Source organism: Pseudomonas sp. ChxA, assembly GCF_030263855.1.
Lineage (GTDB): Bacteria > Pseudomonadota > Gammaproteobacteria > Pseudomonadales > Pseudomonadaceae > Aquipseudomonas > Aquipseudomonas fluorescens_CB.
Map to the genome: position 1 here is coordinate 234,927 of NZ_JARPMK010000005.1, position 16,378 is coordinate 251,304.

21 protein-coding genes are annotated in these 16,378 nt (G+C 52.4%); 3 read left to right on the top strand and 18 right to left on the bottom strand.

Annotated elements, in window-relative coordinates; translation table 11 throughout:
* Window positions 1-29: 29 nt before the first annotated feature.
* The 8 genes from P5706_RS35720 to P5706_RS35755 all read right to left on the bottom strand — a co-directional run bounded on the left by P5706_RS35720 (window position 30) and on the right by P5706_RS35755 (window position 5,877).
* Window positions 30-1,118 (bottom strand): COG3904 family protein, encoded by a 1,089-nt coding sequence (locus tag P5706_RS35720; RefSeq protein ID WP_078465931.1) that lies wholly within the window; start codon window positions 1,116-1,118, stop codon window positions 30-32.
* Complete coding sequence (locus P5706_RS35725; RefSeq protein WP_011923197.1) at window positions 1,115-1,429, bottom strand: hypothetical protein; 315 nt, start codon at window positions 1,427-1,429, stop codon at window positions 1,115-1,117. The genes P5706_RS35720 and P5706_RS35725 overlap by 4 nt, the downstream gene beginning before the upstream one ends.
* Window positions 1,430-1,891: 462 nt before the next feature.
* A complete protein-coding gene (locus P5706_RS35730) occupies window positions 1,892-2,401 on the bottom strand; it encodes a hypothetical protein (protein ID WP_285685452.1) in 510 nt (169 codons plus the stop codon).
* Between the two features lie 11 nt (window positions 2,402-2,412).
* A complete protein-coding gene (locus P5706_RS35735) occupies window positions 2,413-3,576 on the bottom strand; it encodes a phosphoadenosine phosphosulfate reductase domain-containing protein (RefSeq protein ID WP_078465932.1) in 1,164 nt (387 codons plus the stop codon).
* 182 nt (window positions 3,577-3,758) lie between these two features.
* Window positions 3,759-4,127, bottom strand: coding sequence for a hypothetical protein (locus P5706_RS35740; RefSeq protein ID WP_078465933.1), 369 nt, complete (start codon window positions 4,125-4,127; stop codon window positions 3,759-3,761).
* Window positions 4,128-4,377: 250 nt separating this feature from the next.
* On the bottom strand, window positions 4,378-5,133 hold the full coding sequence (locus P5706_RS35745) for a hypothetical protein (protein WP_011923192.1): 756 nt from the start codon (window positions 5,131-5,133) through the stop codon (window positions 4,378-4,380).
* A gap of 76 nt (window positions 5,134-5,209) precedes the next feature.
* Window positions 5,210-5,599, bottom strand: a complete 390-nt coding sequence (locus tag P5706_RS35750; RefSeq protein ID WP_078465934.1) for a hypothetical protein — start codon at window positions 5,597-5,599, stop codon at window positions 5,210-5,212.
* Window positions 5,587-5,877: a hypothetical protein gene (locus P5706_RS35755; RefSeq protein ID WP_078465935.1), complete on the bottom strand. Its 291-nt coding sequence runs from the start codon at window positions 5,875-5,877 to the stop codon at window positions 5,587-5,589. The genes P5706_RS35750 and P5706_RS35755 overlap by 13 nt, the downstream gene beginning before the upstream one ends.
* A 219-nt stretch (window positions 5,878-6,096) precedes the next feature.
* Between P5706_RS35755 and P5706_RS35760 the strand changes: the two genes are divergently transcribed.
* The gene (locus P5706_RS35760) at window positions 6,097-7,254 is read left to right on the top strand and encodes a replication protein (RefSeq protein ID WP_078465936.1); all 1,158 of its coding nucleotides are present in this window, start codon (window positions 6,097-6,099) and stop codon (window positions 7,252-7,254) included.
* Window positions 7,255-8,739: 1,485 nt separating this feature from the next.
* Here the strand turns inward: P5706_RS35760 and P5706_RS35765 are convergent.
* Both P5706_RS35765 and P5706_RS35770 read right to left on the bottom strand, forming a co-directional pair.
* A complete protein-coding gene (locus P5706_RS35765) occupies window positions 8,740-9,138 on the bottom strand; it encodes a hypothetical protein (protein ID WP_011923188.1) in 399 nt (132 codons plus the stop codon).
* A gap of 19 nt (window positions 9,139-9,157) precedes the next feature.
* Window positions 9,158-9,415: a hypothetical protein gene (locus tag P5706_RS35770; RefSeq protein ID WP_078465937.1), complete on the bottom strand. Its 258-nt coding sequence runs from the start codon at window positions 9,413-9,415 to the stop codon at window positions 9,158-9,160.
* A 394-nt stretch (window positions 9,416-9,809) separates the two neighbouring features.
* On the opposite strand from P5706_RS35770, the gene P5706_RS35775 reads away from it, so the two are divergent.
* Complete coding sequence (locus P5706_RS35775; RefSeq protein WP_078465938.1) at window positions 9,810-10,073, top strand: sulfurtransferase TusA family protein; 264 nt, start codon at window positions 9,810-9,812, stop codon at window positions 10,071-10,073.
* Window positions 10,074-10,111: 38 nt separating this feature from the next.
* On the opposite strand, the gene P5706_RS35780 is transcribed toward P5706_RS35775, so the two are convergent.
* On the bottom strand, window positions 10,112-10,372 hold the full coding sequence (locus tag P5706_RS35780) for a YebG family protein (RefSeq protein WP_078465939.1): 261 nt from the start codon (window positions 10,370-10,372) through the stop codon (window positions 10,112-10,114).
* A gap of 69 nt (window positions 10,373-10,441) precedes the next feature.
* A complete protein-coding gene (locus tag P5706_RS35785; protein WP_011923186.1) occupies window positions 10,442-11,248 on the bottom strand; it encodes an N-6 DNA methylase in 807 nt (268 codons plus the stop codon).
* A 193-nt stretch (window positions 11,249-11,441) separates the two neighbouring features.
* On the opposite strand from P5706_RS35785, the gene P5706_RS35790 reads away from it, so the two are divergent.
* Window positions 11,442-11,822, top strand: a complete 381-nt coding sequence (locus P5706_RS35790) for a hypothetical protein (protein WP_078466155.1) — start codon at window positions 11,442-11,444, stop codon at window positions 11,820-11,822.
* A gap of 220 nt (window positions 11,823-12,042) precedes the next feature.
* Here the strand turns inward: P5706_RS35790 and P5706_RS35795 are convergent, their stop codons facing one another.
* The 6 genes from P5706_RS35795 to P5706_RS35820 form a co-directional block, all read right to left on the bottom strand.
* The gene (locus tag P5706_RS35795; RefSeq protein WP_078465940.1) at window positions 12,043-12,531 is read right to left on the bottom strand and encodes an Arc family DNA-binding protein; all 489 of its coding nucleotides are present in this window, start codon (window positions 12,529-12,531) and stop codon (window positions 12,043-12,045) included.
* A gap of 164 nt (window positions 12,532-12,695) precedes the next feature.
* On the bottom strand, window positions 12,696-13,193 hold the full coding sequence (locus P5706_RS35800; RefSeq protein WP_153045972.1) for a hypothetical protein: 498 nt from the start codon (window positions 13,191-13,193) through the stop codon (window positions 12,696-12,698).
* 648 nt (window positions 13,194-13,841) lie between these two features.
* Entirely contained in the window at window positions 13,842-14,369 is a 528-nt protein-coding gene (locus tag P5706_RS35805; protein WP_078465942.1) for a DUF262 domain-containing protein, read from the bottom strand.
* A 60-nt stretch (window positions 14,370-14,429) separates the two neighbouring features.
* Entirely contained in the window at window positions 14,430-14,753 is a 324-nt protein-coding gene (locus tag P5706_RS35810; protein ID WP_078465943.1) for a hypothetical protein, read from the bottom strand.
* A 238-nt stretch (window positions 14,754-14,991) separates the two neighbouring features.
* Complete coding sequence (locus P5706_RS35815) at window positions 14,992-15,726, bottom strand: hypothetical protein (protein ID WP_011923180.1); 735 nt, start codon at window positions 15,724-15,726, stop codon at window positions 14,992-14,994.
* Between the two features lie 90 nt (window positions 15,727-15,816).
* A complete protein-coding gene (locus P5706_RS35820) occupies window positions 15,817-16,344 on the bottom strand; it encodes a hypothetical protein (RefSeq protein ID WP_078465944.1) in 528 nt (175 codons plus the stop codon).
* Between the last annotated feature and the right edge of the window lie 34 nt (window positions 16,345-16,378).

Below are 16,378 nucleotides of genomic sequence, written 5' to 3' on the forward strand. Positions count from 1 at the left end.
GCATGGGGAATGCTTTTGCGTCTTCTCCGTCAGATCTTCTCGGCAAAGCTGGGCCGCGCACCAGAACAGAACTGAGCAAAGCTATCGATCATCTCGCGTGAATCGTTGACGTCGATAGTGAACTGAGCTTTCAAATCCGTAGCATCTTTCTCATACGAAAAACCGACCGTTCGACCTCCTCTGAATGCTGCCAGCTGCTCTGGGGTGGGATCGAAGGTGATGTAAGAAAATCCATTCTTCAAACTGGGACCGACCTTTCCGTTACGGACTGAGAACCGCTTGTTGTCAACGATCAACGACAGCTTATCCATCAGCCCAAGCACGCTTGTGTCGTACCACGCCTTGTAAAAGGCCCCCATCGATACTCCACCCTGAGAGTTGCACGAAATCCCGATCCTGCCGGTACCGGTGATCTTTGTCTGCTCACCCATCAAGTACACAAGCCCGTGCTCACCGCGAATGGTCCAGGTTGCTGTTAGCGATCCTGCATTCACCAGATCCAACTCATAGGCTTCGAGCGGAGTAAGATAATTCATGTCTGCCGGACCGGCTTTAGAGGCAACCTCAAGCAAGCGAAGATCGATTCCAAGGTTGCTGAGGTGGTTAGCAAGCAGGGTAGAGGTGATCTGGCCCGTGGCTATGTCCGTATCCCCAGCTACGCCGCTGGCCTTGAAGAACTGGTGGACACCCATCTTGGATTCACCGTCCATCAACCGAAACACGCCGCCGGCGAAAGCAAATGGGCAGGCACTCTCACAGTAACCCGCACTGGGGTTGGTATGAGGGCCATTCCAGACTCCAATGCGCGTTGAATAGCCGCGCTCCCGGATCAGTTGGCCAAGCTCCATAGCCGCAACCAAATCCCCACCATGAGAATTGAAATACACAAATCCAACCTGCCGGTCTTTCAGGAAGCCGTTCTTGCGAAATGCTTCGACCGTAGGCCGGTGGATGTAGCCATCGATGTAGACCTCAGGTATGTCCTGCGGGGTCTTAGGGGGAACGAAATTGATCTGTGCTGGGATTAACCGCTTATCAACGTGATCATGGGCCACTGGCGCGGCTGCTACAGAGCAGCAGAGAAGCAAGGAAGCAACCGCAAGCAACGGGCGAATCACGAGCGCTCCTCGACCTGCTTAAGGAAAACGAGACCTGATTGGGCTGACAGAAACTCAGCGAGTTCCGAGCCCGCGGCCAGTACAACCCCAAGGTCGGTTCCCTTGAGCCGAATGCCTTCTTCGCTAATAGCCCCAGCGGGGTCCAGCTCCAGACCCAAGGCAGCACAGAGTCGATCTGCCTCTGCCTCGATGCGTGACCAAACATCAGAGTGAAAGCCTTCATCAGCAATGCGGTCAGCAGCCCATGTGAACGGTATTTCGATGTAATGCTGAACGTGGAGCGCGGGGGTTGTTACGCGTGTCATGGTCATAATGCTTGCCTCATCAATACTCAATGATTGCATGGTGAGGCAGGATTGCGTGTGCCAAAACCTGTGTACCAAAATTAGTCGGTAGGCACCAACATGCCCGGTTTACCTGCAAGCTCACTGACACCTAGGACAATGCGCTGGACCTCTTCCTCCAAGCTTTCACGTGGGACAACCCACCGCAGCCCCACGTAATCAACGCTACAGGCCGAGTGCGGCCGCAGCCATGTCAGCGGCCCGGGGCGCTCACTGACTCGACGGTAGCCGCGTCACTCTCCTGCCGATCGGGCCAGAGCTCAGAACATACCAACCAACTGGTAGCCGTACTCAAGATGCCTGGAAGGTCACTGATACTCTCCGTTGGGTGTCGGGGTTCGTGAGAGTCATCAGACGACAACACAGCAACACTCGCCGCGCTTTCCAAGGCTCGGTTCGCAAACAAGTAAAGGATCACTGCGTTTCCTCTCAAATGCTGGCTTTCCAAGCGCTCTGGATCGCTGGAACCTTGGTCGACCGAACCCCAATGGCATCCAGCCCCTTCCTAATCTCCCGATAGGTCTTCACGAAGTCCGATTTAGGTATCGTCCACTGAACGCACAGAAAGCCGTCATCACCCTGCGGACGCAGCCAGTGATGCTTGAGTGGCGAAAACGCAAACACATCGCCCGGGCGGACCGTCATCGATGTAACGAGCCCAGGAGCCACCATAACTTCAAATAGGTGGTTAGCTTGAACAGCCAGGGTGAGGAAGATCGACTCACCCCAAGATGGATCGGTGTGTGGGTGGGCCTGGACACAGCCAAGCCAGTCGGCAAGATCAGTCCTAGGAAGGGGAAGGTCATCCAACGCGACAACCTCAATATCCCAGGATGCAGCGCATTCTAGGGCAGCCTCTGGTATCTCCAGCCTCTCAATGCTGGCTGCGTCTATTCGCATGCGGCGCAGCGCGCGAGGAAGGGCGCATTGAGTATTCATCACACTCGATCTCATAAAAAGGACAGCTGTTGAGGTTGGATCTGTAGAGCCGGGATCAACTGGATAGCGCTCTCACCCTCTTCAGCAGCAACCCCGCCCTTCAGTCTCATCTGTTCCATCAGTTCCTCGTAGCGTTGAATGATGCTCTCGGGTGTGGAGCATTTGATGGTAAGCCCCACGCCCGCCGCTACCTCGCTGCGAATTTCTGCCAGCAATGTAGCCTCCTCAAATGTTGGGATGCAGGTTGGCCAGCCTTTGGTGTAGAGCAGATGTTTAGGGATTGCGGCTTCTAATGCCTTGCGGCGTAAGGATACCTGCTTCGCCATAGCCAGGCGGCCCAAGGTTTCTGAGGACAGAAGGGAAGGGTTTACATCTCCGAGCCATTTGTTGCTCTGGAAGGCGAAAGTGGAATCAATCTCCAGATCAACCATCTGCCGGTATAGGGGATGTCCGGCCTCATCCAAAGTGGCGTTATAAGCGTCGCCAGCACTCGACATAATGCACCACCGGCAACTTACCCTTGTCATGTTGAACCGTGTATATGCCTCATGTGGCTCAAGTCCCACGCTGGCGATTGCGCCCCATACAGCCCCCACATCCCACTCAATGATCGGGTTCCACTGATAAGCATCAAAGCCGCGGCGCGCGGCCACAGGTTCATGCTTGGCAATGGGCATTTTGGCTCGATTGGGCGATTCCTGGCGGCGAACCCCAGTGGCATTGAGAATATTAAAATCAGGGTAAGTGCGCTTAAGGTGGCTGCGTATTACGGCGCTCTTGAGCTCGGATGTGCAGAACCGCATCGAGGGCGTTGACCACGGCAGGATCAGTTGGACACAACTCAGATCAATGTAACGCTCAACGTTATTTTCCCAGCGCTTCAGCCATCGCTCCATCATTCCACCGGCGGCACGTTTAACAACCTCAAGCTTCCAGCCAAGCTTGTCGGCAACCTCCTGGCACTTGAACAAGCTCTGTTCCCATTCAACCGAGCCCAAGTCCGCATGCACGGCGCACCTCGGCCCTTCGAACCCAATGCTGTCCAAGTAGCGATGGACCGCAATCAGGCACGCTACGCTATCTTTTCCTCCGCTGACGCCGACGGCTACAACCGTCTTCTGCTTCAGGAGAATGTCGATTTCAGGTGTAGTGGCTACTGGGGGAAGGGCGAGCATGGTGTGGATTCCTGGCTTGGATTCGATGATCCATGGTGAGGTCGGCCAGAGAGTGGCAGAAGCCTTTAGGCTGATGTTTCAGCGCAAGGTCGGTTGTCCAGGTAGAGAATGAATACAGGTAGGATAAGGGGCAGGATCATTGAGGCCGAGCACCAACGATCCTGCGAATCAGCTAGGGTCGGCTACTGGTTGTAATGATTTTGTTCTGAAAGCGAGTTATCCAGCAGTGATGAAAGGCGCATGCCTCCAATCTCCGCAATCAGGTTCTCGACAGTGATAAGCGCGCAGACACGTATCTGGTGCTTGTCGATTGAACCTGTTCCACCGCCCAGCACCACTGAAGCGTTGCAAGCCGACAGGCTAGCGATTCTACAGCCAGTCTCATACAGGCTCACAACCAATGGCCGATCACCCTGAGAGCAGACCGATCTCGGCTCCGCATGGACTGATATGTTGAAATCCGTTTCGTTAATACGGTGCTTGAACAGATCAATCTGCTCTACCTCTACCATCTCACCTTTGCGTCCAGCAACGAGAATCGAGTGCGACATGTTGTATTTCCTTCTACAGGTCCTAAGACCTCATCCATTTCACGTGCGCCCTTGGGCACAACAGTTGGCCTTAACTGGCTCTGACTCCCTTTTCGGCAGAAGTACCGAGTTATTAAGACCGTTCGTCGGTTCTGTGAAGGGTTTCACAAAATTGAAGTGATGCCTCGCCACTCAGACTTTTTCGTAGTGCCGGCAGTTCCTGGCCAAAATGGGAGATGTACGGGAAAATTGTTTGAGATCGGATCAGCCTTTATTGGCCATTCACGGTTTCGTCGGTTGCCAGAAACACGTGCGGTGCTCTGGCCTGCGCAATCGCTTCCCCCTGCTTTGCTAGCTGGAAAATGCCCATGTCCCTACTCTCTGGAGTTTGAGGCATTGGATCAATGAGGTTGTAGGCAACCCGAATACGGCGCGCGTCGTCTTCAGGCCTAGTGCTGAGGATCAAGTCACGATTCTGTAGAGTCAGGCCAATGTCAGTCCATGTGACGACCTGGTACTTCAACCCAGCATGAGCCGGCACCCCGGAAGGCATAGCCTCGTCCCAGGCAATACACCGGGCTTCCCACTCAGAGAACGGTATGTCATCGGGGCCGTCAGTAGCGTTCTGATAGTGAAAGTCCGCAAACCCCGCTTGGGTGAGCATCTGCGTGAACCCTGGGTTGTTTTCAAGGTAATAGAGCGCAAGTACATGCTCATGGTGGGGGATTAGAATTACTTGGAATGTAAAGTCCCAGTCCACGCTGCGTATCCCTTCACCCTCGACCTTGATGCGCTGCTGCTTGAGGATGTCAAGGACTCTCCAGTAGAAGCTGCCGTACTCCTTACGTGGAATGGGGATGAAGTTCTGGTCCATGTCAGCCCAGTAGTACCGCTTTGCAGCTATGAGCTGTGCCACTGCAGCTTGTGCCCTTGTCACTGCCTCGGGGCGCAAATCCTTAAGCCTGGCCAGCGCATCGCTGAGAGTTGCATTCCTCAGAATACGGCCGTTGTATAAATTGGTGCTCATCCACGTCTCCTCAATCCGATGAGCACATAATCAAGCAGACGGTGTCGTGCCACTACCCGAATTGATGTATCGCTTTTCAAAGCGCCAGATGGATGCCCGACAGAGCTAGGGTGAAGACAATCATCAGGATGAAGGTCAACTTTACCATCAGTATTCGACCACCACAGACCAGCAGGGCAGGGGAAAATCCTGCAAGTTGGGCTTGTGTCTTTGACGACGTGGAGGCGAACCGGAGAATGCCGGCAGTCATGACCACGACCAGGGAATGAATGATCACAAAAATCACTGCAGCCTTTGGACTAACTTGGGAGAAACAGCTCGCGAGCACACCACCGAGCCAGTAGGGGAAATAGTCAAACACTTTGCCTATGCTGAGGGGCGGAACGTTGAGCTCAGCAGATGGAAGCAATCCTTCAGCAACGGTTCCAAAACCGGCGGCCGCAAGTATGCAAATCAAAGGGACCATGACTTCGCCTCGGTAATAGGGAAAAGGGCACCTACTGACGTGAGATCTTGAAGCATCGCTTTCACTTCTGAACTGTCTTCGTTGACTTCTGATCGCAGGGATCGGCTACTACCTTGCTTGAGCTTGAGGCAAGCATTCCCTACCTTCACCAAGTGGACGATGGTACCGAAAGCCTCTGCCCGAGAGGTCGAGGTGTAGCCCTTGTCGAGCTGCTTGAGGCGCGAAAACCAGCCTGAGGATTCGATATTCGACTGGGGTTTCATGCGGACCTGAATCATGGATCAATCCTGCCTAAAAATTGGGAAGCCATGGTGGAGGCAGAGAATGTGTGGCAGAAGCTGAATACAGGGGGGGTTAAGGTCATTCAGGCGATCGGCCAGGCCTTGAGTGCGGGCAAGAGCTGCACCGGGTAGAATGGAAAAATTCAACTCGTAAACCGAGGTTCTACTCAACGAATCTGGGCAAATCGTATTTTGCAGAATGCTGAGGAGCAATTGATGGCTAGCACCGGAAAAAAGGGTATTGCGAAGACTGGGAGCAAAGCTACAGACAAAACACCCCAGCTCGCCCTTTTTGAGCTTCTAGACTCCTCGGAATCTGACTACAGCAATACGATCGAGCTTTATGACGCCTTACCGAAATACGTTTGGGCGAATACTGAACTCGACCTTAGAGAAAACAGCGTTATCACCCGGCAGTTAAAATCTCGCGGGGCGGTGTACACGATCAAGATCAAGCCGGCCGTTGTTGAGCGGACGAACGATAACGGCGAGACGGTCAGCGTCATGCTCTATCCTGGGTCAAGAGAGGAGATCGTCGAGGAAGCACTGCGGAAGATTGCGGTGAACGGTAATTCCTTCGAGTCGCCAGACGATAAAGAGGTAGGAGTTTACTTCACCATCAGCCAGCTTAGGAAAGAGCTGGCCAGAACGAAGCACTCTTACAGCGCCCAGGAAGTACAAGAGGCTCTTGATGTCATGAGTTCATCACTACTCGAGTGCTCAACAGGCTCGGGTAAGGGGCGGAACAGTTACCGGGGCAACCTGCTGCCAAAACTCGCTATCACAACACGCGAAGACTATCTGAGCGATGGGTCGGCAAGGTGCTTTGCTACTTTTCACCCGCTGGTGACCTTGGGGGTAAAAACGCAGGCGTTCAGGATGTATGACTACAGCATTTCGATGGGGCTGAAGTCCGACCTTGCTCGCTACATTTACAAGCGCATCTCCCATTACTGGACCCAGGCATCGCTGAACCATCCTTACCAGCCAAAGTTGGTCAGCTTCCTAGAGCAGAGCCCTCGTGGTCTCTCAGAGCGTATGAAGGACAACATGCGGGCCATGCGCACAGCGCTGAAAAGCCTCGCCGAACAGAATGTGATCCTGCCTGGGTGGAACGAAGTGATGATCAAAGACGATCATGACAAGAGGGTCACCAAGGATATTCAATTTGAAATCCTACCCCACGACAATTTCATCAAACACATGATGAAGGCCAACAAGAAGGCTAGCGATATCAAGGGCAAGATAGGCATCGCTGAGGCTAAAGAAGCGGTTAAGGGGAAAAATGTCATTGAAGGTTCCGCTGAGGCTCCGCAGAACATTGGCGCAGAGGGCTCATTCCCTGAGGACGGATCCGACCAAGTGTTCGACTGATCGGGCCCACCAAACCTACAACATCGTGAACGAATGCAGGGTCGGACTAGGTCAGGCCCACTGAACCTACAACATTGTGTTGCCATCTAGAGCGCACCAAACCTACAACCTACAGTGATGTGGCCAAGTCTCGATGAGATAGGGCCCCACAAACCTACAACCCTATTCCTGCTTACACCCGCCGGCGCTACCTCATAAATGCAGCGCATCAAACCTACAACCCACGGCGGTCAATCCAACCTGCAGCATTCCCCCAACACCCCACCTGCGTCCAGGACAAACTCAAACCTAGACCACGTAGGCTGATGTCATGTCTGGTCTACAGCCCCTCAGGGGTAACGGCTTGAGCCCAATTTATGTGGCCGTGGTGGGAGTGATGGTGAAGAAATAGGGCACATCAAACCTACAACGTGGGCTGAGTTTTCTGAGATTGGGCGCAGCAAACCTACAACGGTCGATTTGCATAGGCACTAATATCAGATGCTTAGGAATGATACATACCTTGAGATCGAGCTATGTACCGTAACCCACTGAATCCTGGCTAATTAGTGAAAACTGAGAATTTCATTGAAATTGCACGCTTGGTTGCAATTTAGGGCGCAGTAAACCTCCAACCCCAGCACTTGCGAGAAGATAGGGCGCATCAAACCTCCAACCCGTACATGCCGGCCAACGAATGCGGGCGGGAGAATCAACAGCCGAGCTGGCATTAAGACAATAACGTAAGCCACTGGAATTGAACGGTTAAACCTATGATTGGTGCAGTCAAAGCCCTCACCTGGGCGGTGAAAAGTAGAGCGCAGCATACCTACAACCTTGAAAGCCATAGGACGGTCCAACAAGGGCTCACCAAACCTACAACACCACACGCTGGAACTGCCCAGATAAAGAGCGCACCAAACCTACAACTCAGGCCAGATATAGCTTGATACTGTTCCTCATGGGAGGGCTGTGGCTAAGCCTGTGTGTAACTGAGAAAAAGTTGTAGGTTTGCAGGGCCCGAAACGCAACAGGTTGTAGGTTTGATGCGCCCAACCGATTTCGAGGCGACAGACACCAGAAGAAAAACCTCCTGAATTGCTGCAGAGTTGTAGGTTTGGTGCGCTGCACAGGTGAGAGCCTTTCCAGATCCACCAATTAACTTCAATCGGGTTGTAGGTTTGGTGGGCTCAACTGGTCATTGGAAGTGCTGGAAGGGGGTAAATGTGGATAAACTTGTGGATAAAAGCAGGCCAAAAATAAGCGTTGTAGGTCTGGAGGGCCCTAAGTAGTAGGTCTGTTCCGCTCCATGATGTAGGTATGCAGGGCCTGAATTTTAGCTGAGATCCACGTAGCACAAGGGCCGTAGGCTGAAATCCATCGACCTATCCGTTCTTAATCGCTCTTAGCCTTTTAACCAAAAAAACAACAACACGCTTCGCAACCGGTGAACAGGAAAAGCCCGAAAAAATCAGAAAATGGACCTAGGCAGGAAAACATCGGACACTATCTTCCAGTAAAAATAGGATTGGTTTCGTTCTCATCGCGAATCGCATTCATAAGATTGTAGAGCGCTTCACGCACCTTTGGGGATCGACCACCTCCTGTGACCGAGGTGCAAAATTCTAGAGCTAGTGATTCACCCTCTGTGCTGATCACCTCGATGATCACGTCAGCGTCACCATCCATGATCATCCGGAGCCGGCCCAGGCCCATGTCATCTTTCCTCTCGAAGAACTCAAGCAGAGGAATGGGGGGGCTCGACTGACGTTCCAATGTGACTAAATGCGCTTCTGCAGCAGCAATTACTTGGTGACCAAAATAATCTGTCTCGAGACGCCCACCATTGTCATCGATAACGTAATCACGAACAGCCTGGATTGCCGATTTACTGATTAATGACATCGCGTTGTCTCCACACTGGTTAGATCGTTGAAGTCTGCTTGATCCAAGTGGCCCAACCTAGGCCTTTGACCAAGCACGACGGATCAAGGTTACCTGGGATCTCATGCAGAACATCAGCACTGATTGCATGCTTGAGGGCCATGGCCATGCCGGCATCAGAAGTGAGCAAATGTACTGCTCCATGACGTAAATCCAATCCTGTGACTTCGAGATCAAGCTTATCCTCACCAGCTTCAAAGACGCACTGGTACCGTCGGTATAAGCGATTGGCCATCATTTCAACGGGGCCCCTGTGACAGATCGGTGAGCCTCACTGAGGCCAGCCAGCGCCTCACGCATTTGATCTCGCTCGGTACGAGTGAAATGATCGGTATGGGCTGAGCGCCAAAGCTTGTGTTTAAGGTCACTGTGCTGAGCGTAAAGCTGGGCAGCATCACACGTAGGAGTCAACAAGGGGGGTAAAAGAGTGGTTTGAAGTTTCATGCATATATCCATCAGATTTCATCTCGGGAAATCATTCATACCGAGTGGTGATAAAAAAACGATGTGGACGGCGAAGTCGCCTTGGCCACTAACCGAGTCATCATCATTTTGAAGGGGGCGTGCCAGAAGCCCCCCGGGCGAATGCGGGTTACACTGGGCGCACTATCAAGTACTAAGGACTCGGCGCAATGGCTGCCACAAATCCAGACCCATACCAGGACCCTGACGGCATCGTGGATGCAAGAGGACTTCAATGTCCCATACCGATCCTGAAGGCTCGGCTCGAATGCAATCGAATGTCACAAGGGCAGGTACTGCAGGTCTTGTCGACCGACGCTGGGAGCAAGAGGGACTTCAAAACCTTTGCTCAACAGACTGGCCACGAATTGATAGGAGAGGCAGAAGAAGGTGGAGTGTTCGGATTTTGGTTGAGGATCCAGCGCAGGGAATGAAGCGGTACGGGCAGTCCTTCAGCCCGTACCGAACTCGATCAACCCTCAGCTTCTCGACCAATCTCAAGCAATGCAGCCGGATTATTCTTGAAAGCTGAAGCAAAGGCCGAGCGATTTTTCGCCATGAAAATACCTACTTCTTCACCCATTTTTTCATCTAACCCAGGCACATTCTGAATCAGTGCCGCAGTGAGTGCTTCGCCAAGCTCAAGCATCGCATCATGTTGATCTGCCAGCTTTTTTTCCACGAAGATTGTCTCCAGGTCTCGGGTACTGCGATACAAGGTTTCTACAGCCATGATCGGCCTCGTTTATGTGATGACTTTTAGTCGGAAACTGATTCAGCAGGTAGGGTTCTCTGCTCAACGCTACAGGTTGCTAGCCTGTACAAAATTATTGTCTACGGCTGTGTGTGCCAAAACCCCACAAGTGAATTCAGAAAGCTGCGTAGCTGAATCCTCTTTCAGATAGGCGATTCCCATCTCGCTTTCAAGTGAAAAACCGCGCTTGAGCTTGTAGTCAAAGAGATTCATGGCATGTGAGGGGGTATGCCAATGAGAATACTCAGCTAGCGTCAGGGTATTGCCGTGTACCACAACGGCCGGGATGTGAAGCAAGCTCAACTGAATGAAGGCCATGTGAACGGCGCGTATGTCGAGATCGATCAAGGTGGCGTGCAGGTGTTGCTGGTAATTGATACCCAGTTCGAGCATTGAATTAGCAAACCCGATGACCATGGCACCAGATCCGCTTGCGGGTTCCGAAAGCGTCACGAAACCTCTGCGCTTCACCTGTGCTTGAATATGCTCGGTATCCATCGCGAGCTTTGAAAGCACGGTTGAAATAGAGGGTGGGGTGAAAAATTGCCCCATATCGGCATTCGATACCCCGAGGCGCATGTAGAGCTCGCCGAGTAGATCACCAGCCTGTAAATCAAGGGCTTGAACGAGATGCTGCAGTAGCTCACCGAATTTGGGCTGATCTTGTGGTTTGTACTTGCCAATGAGGGTTAGATAGCGGGCTTCCCGAACATCACGCGCAGATTGGTCGCACGAATTGCGTATCGCGATTGCGGCCATCTCAACAAAATCGGCGAATACGCTCCTGGCTGGGTAGTAGCCTACAGAGCTGATGATGCTAGACATCGTCGCAAGGCTTTCTTTGGTACTGGGCATTGAAGCACTCCATGATTGAGCTATAGGAGTGAGTCTCTAGCGAGTGGCTGAGTGCCAGAACCACCATTTTGCTTACGGCATTTTGGCTCGCCGTATTCACAAGGTGCCGTTATCGTGAGTAGTGGGCGTCATCCATGCCTGCTACCTGGCCGCAATGAAGCGGCCAGGTACCGATCTGAACAGGAATCTATTCGTGAAGAAAGTTGCACTAATTGCCGCTGCTGTATTGTCCTTGGCCGTCCTGGGCGGTTGCGCTAACGGAAAGTCACCTCTTGACTACGAAACTGGGACTTTCGTCGCGCCAGAGAAAGTTCAACAACTTAAAACTGCTCGCGCATCTCAAGAGCAAGTTGTTAAAGAAATCGGTTATCCATCTTCAAAAGGTGAAATCTCTTCCAAGGAAATTTGGCGATACGAATATAACCTCATTACCGCGATTCCTTTCGTAGGTAAAAACAAAGCCGAAGCGACCGTCTTTGAATGGTCGAAGAGTGGTAAGTTGCTGGACGCTTACAAAACCAATGGTGGGAATGGTAGCTCCAGTAACCCACTCCTGAAAGCCGCTGGTATGTGATTTCAGTCAGATCAAAGAGGGTCTCAGATTGAGCCCCTTTTTTGTTCTTTGCTCATGATAGTCGCAAGGGTCAGGTCGGTGCTCACAGATGGCTGCAGATGGCGCTAATGACATTGTCATAGCTTGAGGCCGGCAAGAGTGAGAAAGGCGGGAGGCAGGTCGTAGAGAGGCAAGGACGGTCAAAGGAGATGAGAGGCGGGCCGCATTTAGCCCGCGCGGATCAGTGTTTGACAACTGCCGAGGGGAATTGAATGTCAGGATCTTCACATCGCTTCAAAAGTGCTTCAATTTGTTGGCTGTAGTAGACCCAGTCAGCACAAGCATTGGCAATCGCAATCTTCATGGTGTCGGCCGATGATGCTTTAACCTCATCCCGCAAGCCTTCTGGAAAGCGAATGTTGAAACCCTGTACGGTGCCTTCCTCAGGATCAATCCGCTGGAACCTTAAAAGCACCTCGTCAGCCACATCTGAGCCCAGCCGGGTGGCCAGGGAGTTGCGCATTGTGATCAGCCGGCGATGACTCTCAAATTGGCTGATAACTGCGAGTGCCACTTCACTGTTGAAACTGCGGAACTGGCGTCGAGCCACCTCTTCGATAGCTTCTTTGAGCACGATCGGAATACGAAGTACGAATTTTTCAGCCGTCCGCGACGGGGCCGCAGGGAATGCGGAATCCGGGGTTGATGTCAGGCTGGTCGAGCTATTCATGGTGTCAGACTCAGGTCGGTAGTCAATAAAACTGGGCGCATTCTCCGCTGAACCTTATCATTTTTCCAGTCAAGAACATGACGCCAAATTGCCTGTTGTCGGATTTCTACGGCAGTTTGGCGCTTTGTTCATGTGGGGAATAGGTTTCAGCAGATGTTTTGCATTCAGAGGCCTTTGAGTGTCTCGTTCAGGAACTCGATTTCTGATTCACCATAGGCCTCAATCAAACCTTTCTTCACCTCAGGGGTGAAGATGTAAGGGAAGACCTCAACTTTTCCTGGAGTTGAGTTGAACACTACCAGTGTCGACTTTGCAGTGGCCTCACGCAATTCACGCACGATGTCCATTTCATCGGCTATTTGGGCAATGGCCAGGCGCATGAAGTCAGTTGGATTTGTGGGGCGGATTGCATTCTTGGGGATCTGCGTGAGATCCAAGCTGAAACCATGCTTCACTAGATTCTCAATGATCTGTTCTTGAAGCCCCTTGTTCAGTACCAAGGTGAATTCTCGATTGCGCTCAGAACCTGATGCAGAGCCTACAATTGCACCAAAGAAAAGGAGTGAGCACGACCACTCTCGGTTTCCAGGACTGGATGACGGTCCCTTAAGATTTCCGAGGGTGAGTTTTGCAGCTTTTGCCGCGCGCAATGATTCGAACATGATCAGGTGCTCTGCTGTTAGGAAGCACCAGAATCAGTGGCTTTAGGGTGTGCCAGAAGCGGGTCATTTGAGAGATTCAATAACTGTGAAATACAACGAAAGCGCCTATTCACTAATTCCACGGACATCCATAAGGCTTAGCTCATAGCCAGCTCGATCCTTGTTGCATAGTTCAATGCCTATGGAGATTAAAGCTCTGCGCGTGCGATATGAAGCACGCGCAAATTGCCCGCGGTTGTGGTCGATCTTGTTCTATTCACGTGGCAACCAAACGGTACTCGCATCAAGATCTACGGTGAATCCTCATGCTGCTATTTCTGCGGCTGCCAAGGCGTAGTCGTCGCCCCATGACTATGTGAGGAAACGAAGTCATCAAGTATTAGCAGTTCGATAAAGGGCTTCTTGCGATCTCGGCCGTTCCAGTCGCTACCATGTCCAGCTACCAGGTGCTGATGTGAATCTCGCAACCGGGGCATAGCTAACGGATGTCCACAGTTAGGTTGATTGAGGCATAGCCCTTACAGCTTGAAGGAGACCTCCACTAGGCATGCAGGTTTCGAAGTAGCAAAGAGCTTATGAGGTCATGGGGGCTCGCTTGATCTTCTTGCTGTGGCGTCCTGAGCCGCACTGAGGTGATGTGACAGCAAACTACTGGTCCACGCGCGCCATGTCGGCTTCGGTGTGAGGAACTCCGCCTTTGTTCAGCCGTTTGTAGAGCGACTTCAAGGTCAGTTCGTCACCGATGTACTCGATCTCCATTTGAGGGAATGGATGGTGTAGAAAACGTCGCATCTGATCGGCGCGGGGAATATCTGACCAGTAGATGTCACCAAAGATTGGGAACTCGCCGGCAAGGAAGTCACGCACGGCCGATACTCGCTGCTGACCATCCAGCAACCATCCAGCCATGGGAGCCGGCTTAGCAGAATCTCCCTCCCACTCACGGCCGTTTACAACGAGAAAACCGGTTCCGAAGCCTAAAAAAACACCTTCGATGAAGCTAACCTTCTTCTCACGGTCCCAGCATTCAGCACGCTGCCAGTCGGGCAACACGAAGCGCATGATTTGGCGGCTTTCTGGAAGAAGGGTGAGGTCGCGATTTATTGAAGCCGTAGGGATCAGGCATTCGATCGTAAAAGCGCGGGTCGTACCATTGAGCAGTCGAGGGGGAAGCATTGCGGTATCTCCATAACGGTTATACCGCACATCTTCTGGTGGTTTATATCGTGCCAGAAGCTACCTATGTATGACTCCACTGATAGCGTCACTAGGCATAAAGCCAGCGACCATCTCAAGACCAACATCGCCTCCGGAAGTCATCAGCAGGGCTGCCATTGGGTGCTGACGCGCCTCTTTTGCGTTCATCCCGAAAGCGTTAAACACTGGGATGCCAAAGTAGATCTGATCTGTCGGTGCAATGCCTACCTGTTCGGAAACCGCAGCCAGGGCACCACTCAGAGCGGCTTTACGCTCACGCCATGGCAGCTCAGAGATAATTCTGGCAGATCGGTTAAATGGTTTACCTACATTGTCCAACGCTTCATAGGGCACTGATTTCATCGACGGTTCTCTGTATTCAGAAGTTGAGTGCACCCATTGTCTTGCTATTAGCGTGTGCCTCAAGCCTGGTCATCCATCTGGATCGAAACTCGCAGACCGAGGCCCTTAATCAGTAGCGCGGCTTGCGTAGGGTTGATCAGCGAATTCTTGAATTGGCGTGGGTCAGACATGAGAATGAGAGTTGAGTACAATCCAAAATGGGGCATGGAATGCATGCCCCTTGGGATGTGCTTTGGGATCAGAAGCAGAAACCATGCTGCATAGGAGCGCTCGATTCAGGGGCAGAATGGGCTGGCTCATTTGTTGGCTTTGGCTCCGACACTGGTGCGACTACCGAGACAGCTGTAGGTGGCTGGTATTCGGGTTCAGTGATCTCACCCTTCTGGACGCGAAGCGCTTGAAGGGATAGGTAGGCTTCAAGGTATGGTCGAAACTTAGATCCGTGAAGACCGCGCGTTGAAAGGTCGCGTCCCTGGGTCTGAGCACGATTCGCGATGTAGTTGCGCTTGTTTTGAGACATCAGCAGGACGTAACCAGCGCTATACCAGCCTTCGATCATTGTGATGATCGCCGGCATGTTCTCCTTGAACACCCGCTGCGCAGATTTGAGCTCGTGATCAAGCCGGGCTTTCGCTTTCGTCAGATCGTCGTCCAATTCACTTACACCACACCATGCTCGGAGGGCTTCGCGTGAAGCTCCTTGGGCCTTAGGAAGTTTCAGGCCTGCAACTGTGCAGAACACTTCTTTGCCAACTGAATTCAGTCCATTGCAGATGTGCTCAAGGCCGTAGAAATCTTTATTCAAAACCTTCTCTGCAAAGCCGATGTGGTACTCGCGGACGTCCGCAGGCTGGCCGGCGCACTTCGCGTGCATGCTCTGCATGTAAAGGGTCGCGATCGAGGTGATCAGTTCAGCCCGGGGCAGACCGGACTGCAACAGGGTAGGGGTGGCATGGCTGGAAGTGCTGATCATCTGAATGAAGCCTCAATGTAGTGAATGAGGCTATTTTCAGATCGGAAATGATGTGGCAGAACCCCTGGAAGAGTAGGCGTACGAGGTAAATCAGGATGCTTGTATGTCTTCAGTAAAGTGTTCCTGGATAGCACTCTCACAGCTAACCCGGTGAGGGCCTGGCCAGTCTTTTACCCATTGCGGCGCCTCCACTGCTAGCCTCAGGTCGTCGGAGTGGTCGTCGTTGTCCTTCAGCTTCAGCGCTTGGAGCATACCCATGTCAAGTATGGCGGCCGTGACATCGATCTGCGTTTCACCCGGGTCCGCCACAGTGGCATTGTCTTGAATCCAGACCTCTGGGTAGAACGTTACGAAAACACGTTGCGATTCTGAGGCTGACGCCAAGTACCAGGTGCGGAATTGAACTGCGGTCGCACCATCGGATGCCGCGGGAAATCGGTCAATGATGTAACCACTGACCTCGATGTTGTGGGACGGTTCGCCGTCGCGTGAACAGGCGAGAAGACCGAACTGGCCTTTGAGATGTGACGGTTGGAAGCAGACCAGTTGCTTCATGCTGTCTTTGTAGTAGACCCGGCAGTTGCCGTTATCGGTGTGGTGGAAAGTCAGAAGTTTCATGGGCGCTCCCAATGATTGGACGCGCCCATGATTA

Excerpts from the sequence above, each read along its gene's own strand:
- P5706_RS35725 (WP_011923197.1), bottom strand. The coding sequence starts at position 1,429 with ATGACCATGACACGCGTAACAACCCCCGCGCTCCACGTTCAGCATTAC.
- P5706_RS35730 (WP_285685452.1), bottom strand. The coding sequence starts at position 2,401 with ATGAATACTCAATGCGCCCTTCCTCGCGCGCTGCGCCGCATGCGAATA.
- P5706_RS35735 (WP_078465932.1), bottom strand. The coding sequence starts at position 3,576 with ATGCTCGCCCTTCCCCCAGTAGCCACTACACCTGAAATCGACATTCTC.
- P5706_RS35740 (WP_078465933.1), bottom strand. The coding sequence starts at position 4,127 with ATGTCGCACTCGATTCTCGTTGCTGGACGCAAAGGTGAGATGGTAGAG.
- P5706_RS35745 (WP_011923192.1), bottom strand. The coding sequence starts at position 5,133 with ATGAGCACCAATTTATACAACGGCCGTATTCTGAGGAATGCAACTCTC.
- P5706_RS35750 (WP_078465934.1), bottom strand. The coding sequence starts at position 5,599 with ATGGTCCCTTTGATTTGCATACTTGCGGCCGCCGGTTTTGGAACCGTT.
- P5706_RS35755 (WP_078465935.1), bottom strand. The coding sequence starts at position 5,877 with ATGATTCAGGTCCGCATGAAACCCCAGTCGAATATCGAATCCTCAGGC.
- P5706_RS35760 (WP_078465936.1), top strand. The coding sequence starts at position 6,097 with ATGGCTAGCACCGGAAAAAAGGGTATTGCGAAGACTGGGAGCAAAGCT.
- P5706_RS35765 (WP_011923188.1), bottom strand. The coding sequence starts at position 9,138 with ATGTCATTAATCAGTAAATCGGCAATCCAGGCTGTTCGTGATTACGTT.
- P5706_RS35770 (WP_078465937.1), bottom strand. The coding sequence starts at position 9,415 with ATGATGGCCAATCGCTTATACCGACGGTACCAGTGCGTCTTTGAAGCT.
- P5706_RS35775 (WP_078465938.1), top strand. The coding sequence starts at position 9,810 with ATGGCTGCCACAAATCCAGACCCATACCAGGACCCTGACGGCATCGTG.
- P5706_RS35780 (WP_078465939.1), bottom strand. The coding sequence starts at position 10,372 with ATGGCTGTAGAAACCTTGTATCGCAGTACCCGAGACCTGGAGACAATC.
- P5706_RS35785 (WP_011923186.1), bottom strand. The coding sequence starts at position 11,248 with ATGCCCAGTACCAAAGAAAGCCTTGCGACGATGTCTAGCATCATCAGC.
- P5706_RS35795 (WP_078465940.1), bottom strand. The coding sequence starts at position 12,531 with ATGAATAGCTCGACCAGCCTGACATCAACCCCGGATTCCGCATTCCCT.
- P5706_RS35800 (WP_153045972.1), bottom strand. The coding sequence starts at position 13,193 with ATGTTCGAATCATTGCGCGCGGCAAAAGCTGCAAAACTCACCCTCGGA.
- P5706_RS35805 (WP_078465942.1), bottom strand. The coding sequence starts at position 14,369 with ATGCTTCCCCCTCGACTGCTCAATGGTACGACCCGCGCTTTTACGATC.
- P5706_RS35810 (WP_078465943.1), bottom strand. The coding sequence starts at position 14,753 with ATGAAATCAGTGCCCTATGAAGCGTTGGACAATGTAGGTAAACCATTT.
- P5706_RS35815 (WP_011923180.1), bottom strand. The coding sequence starts at position 15,726 with ATGATCAGCACTTCCAGCCATGCCACCCCTACCCTGTTGCAGTCCGGT.
- P5706_RS35820 (WP_078465944.1), bottom strand. The coding sequence starts at position 16,344 with ATGAAACTTCTGACTTTCCACCACACCGATAACGGCAACTGCCGGGTC.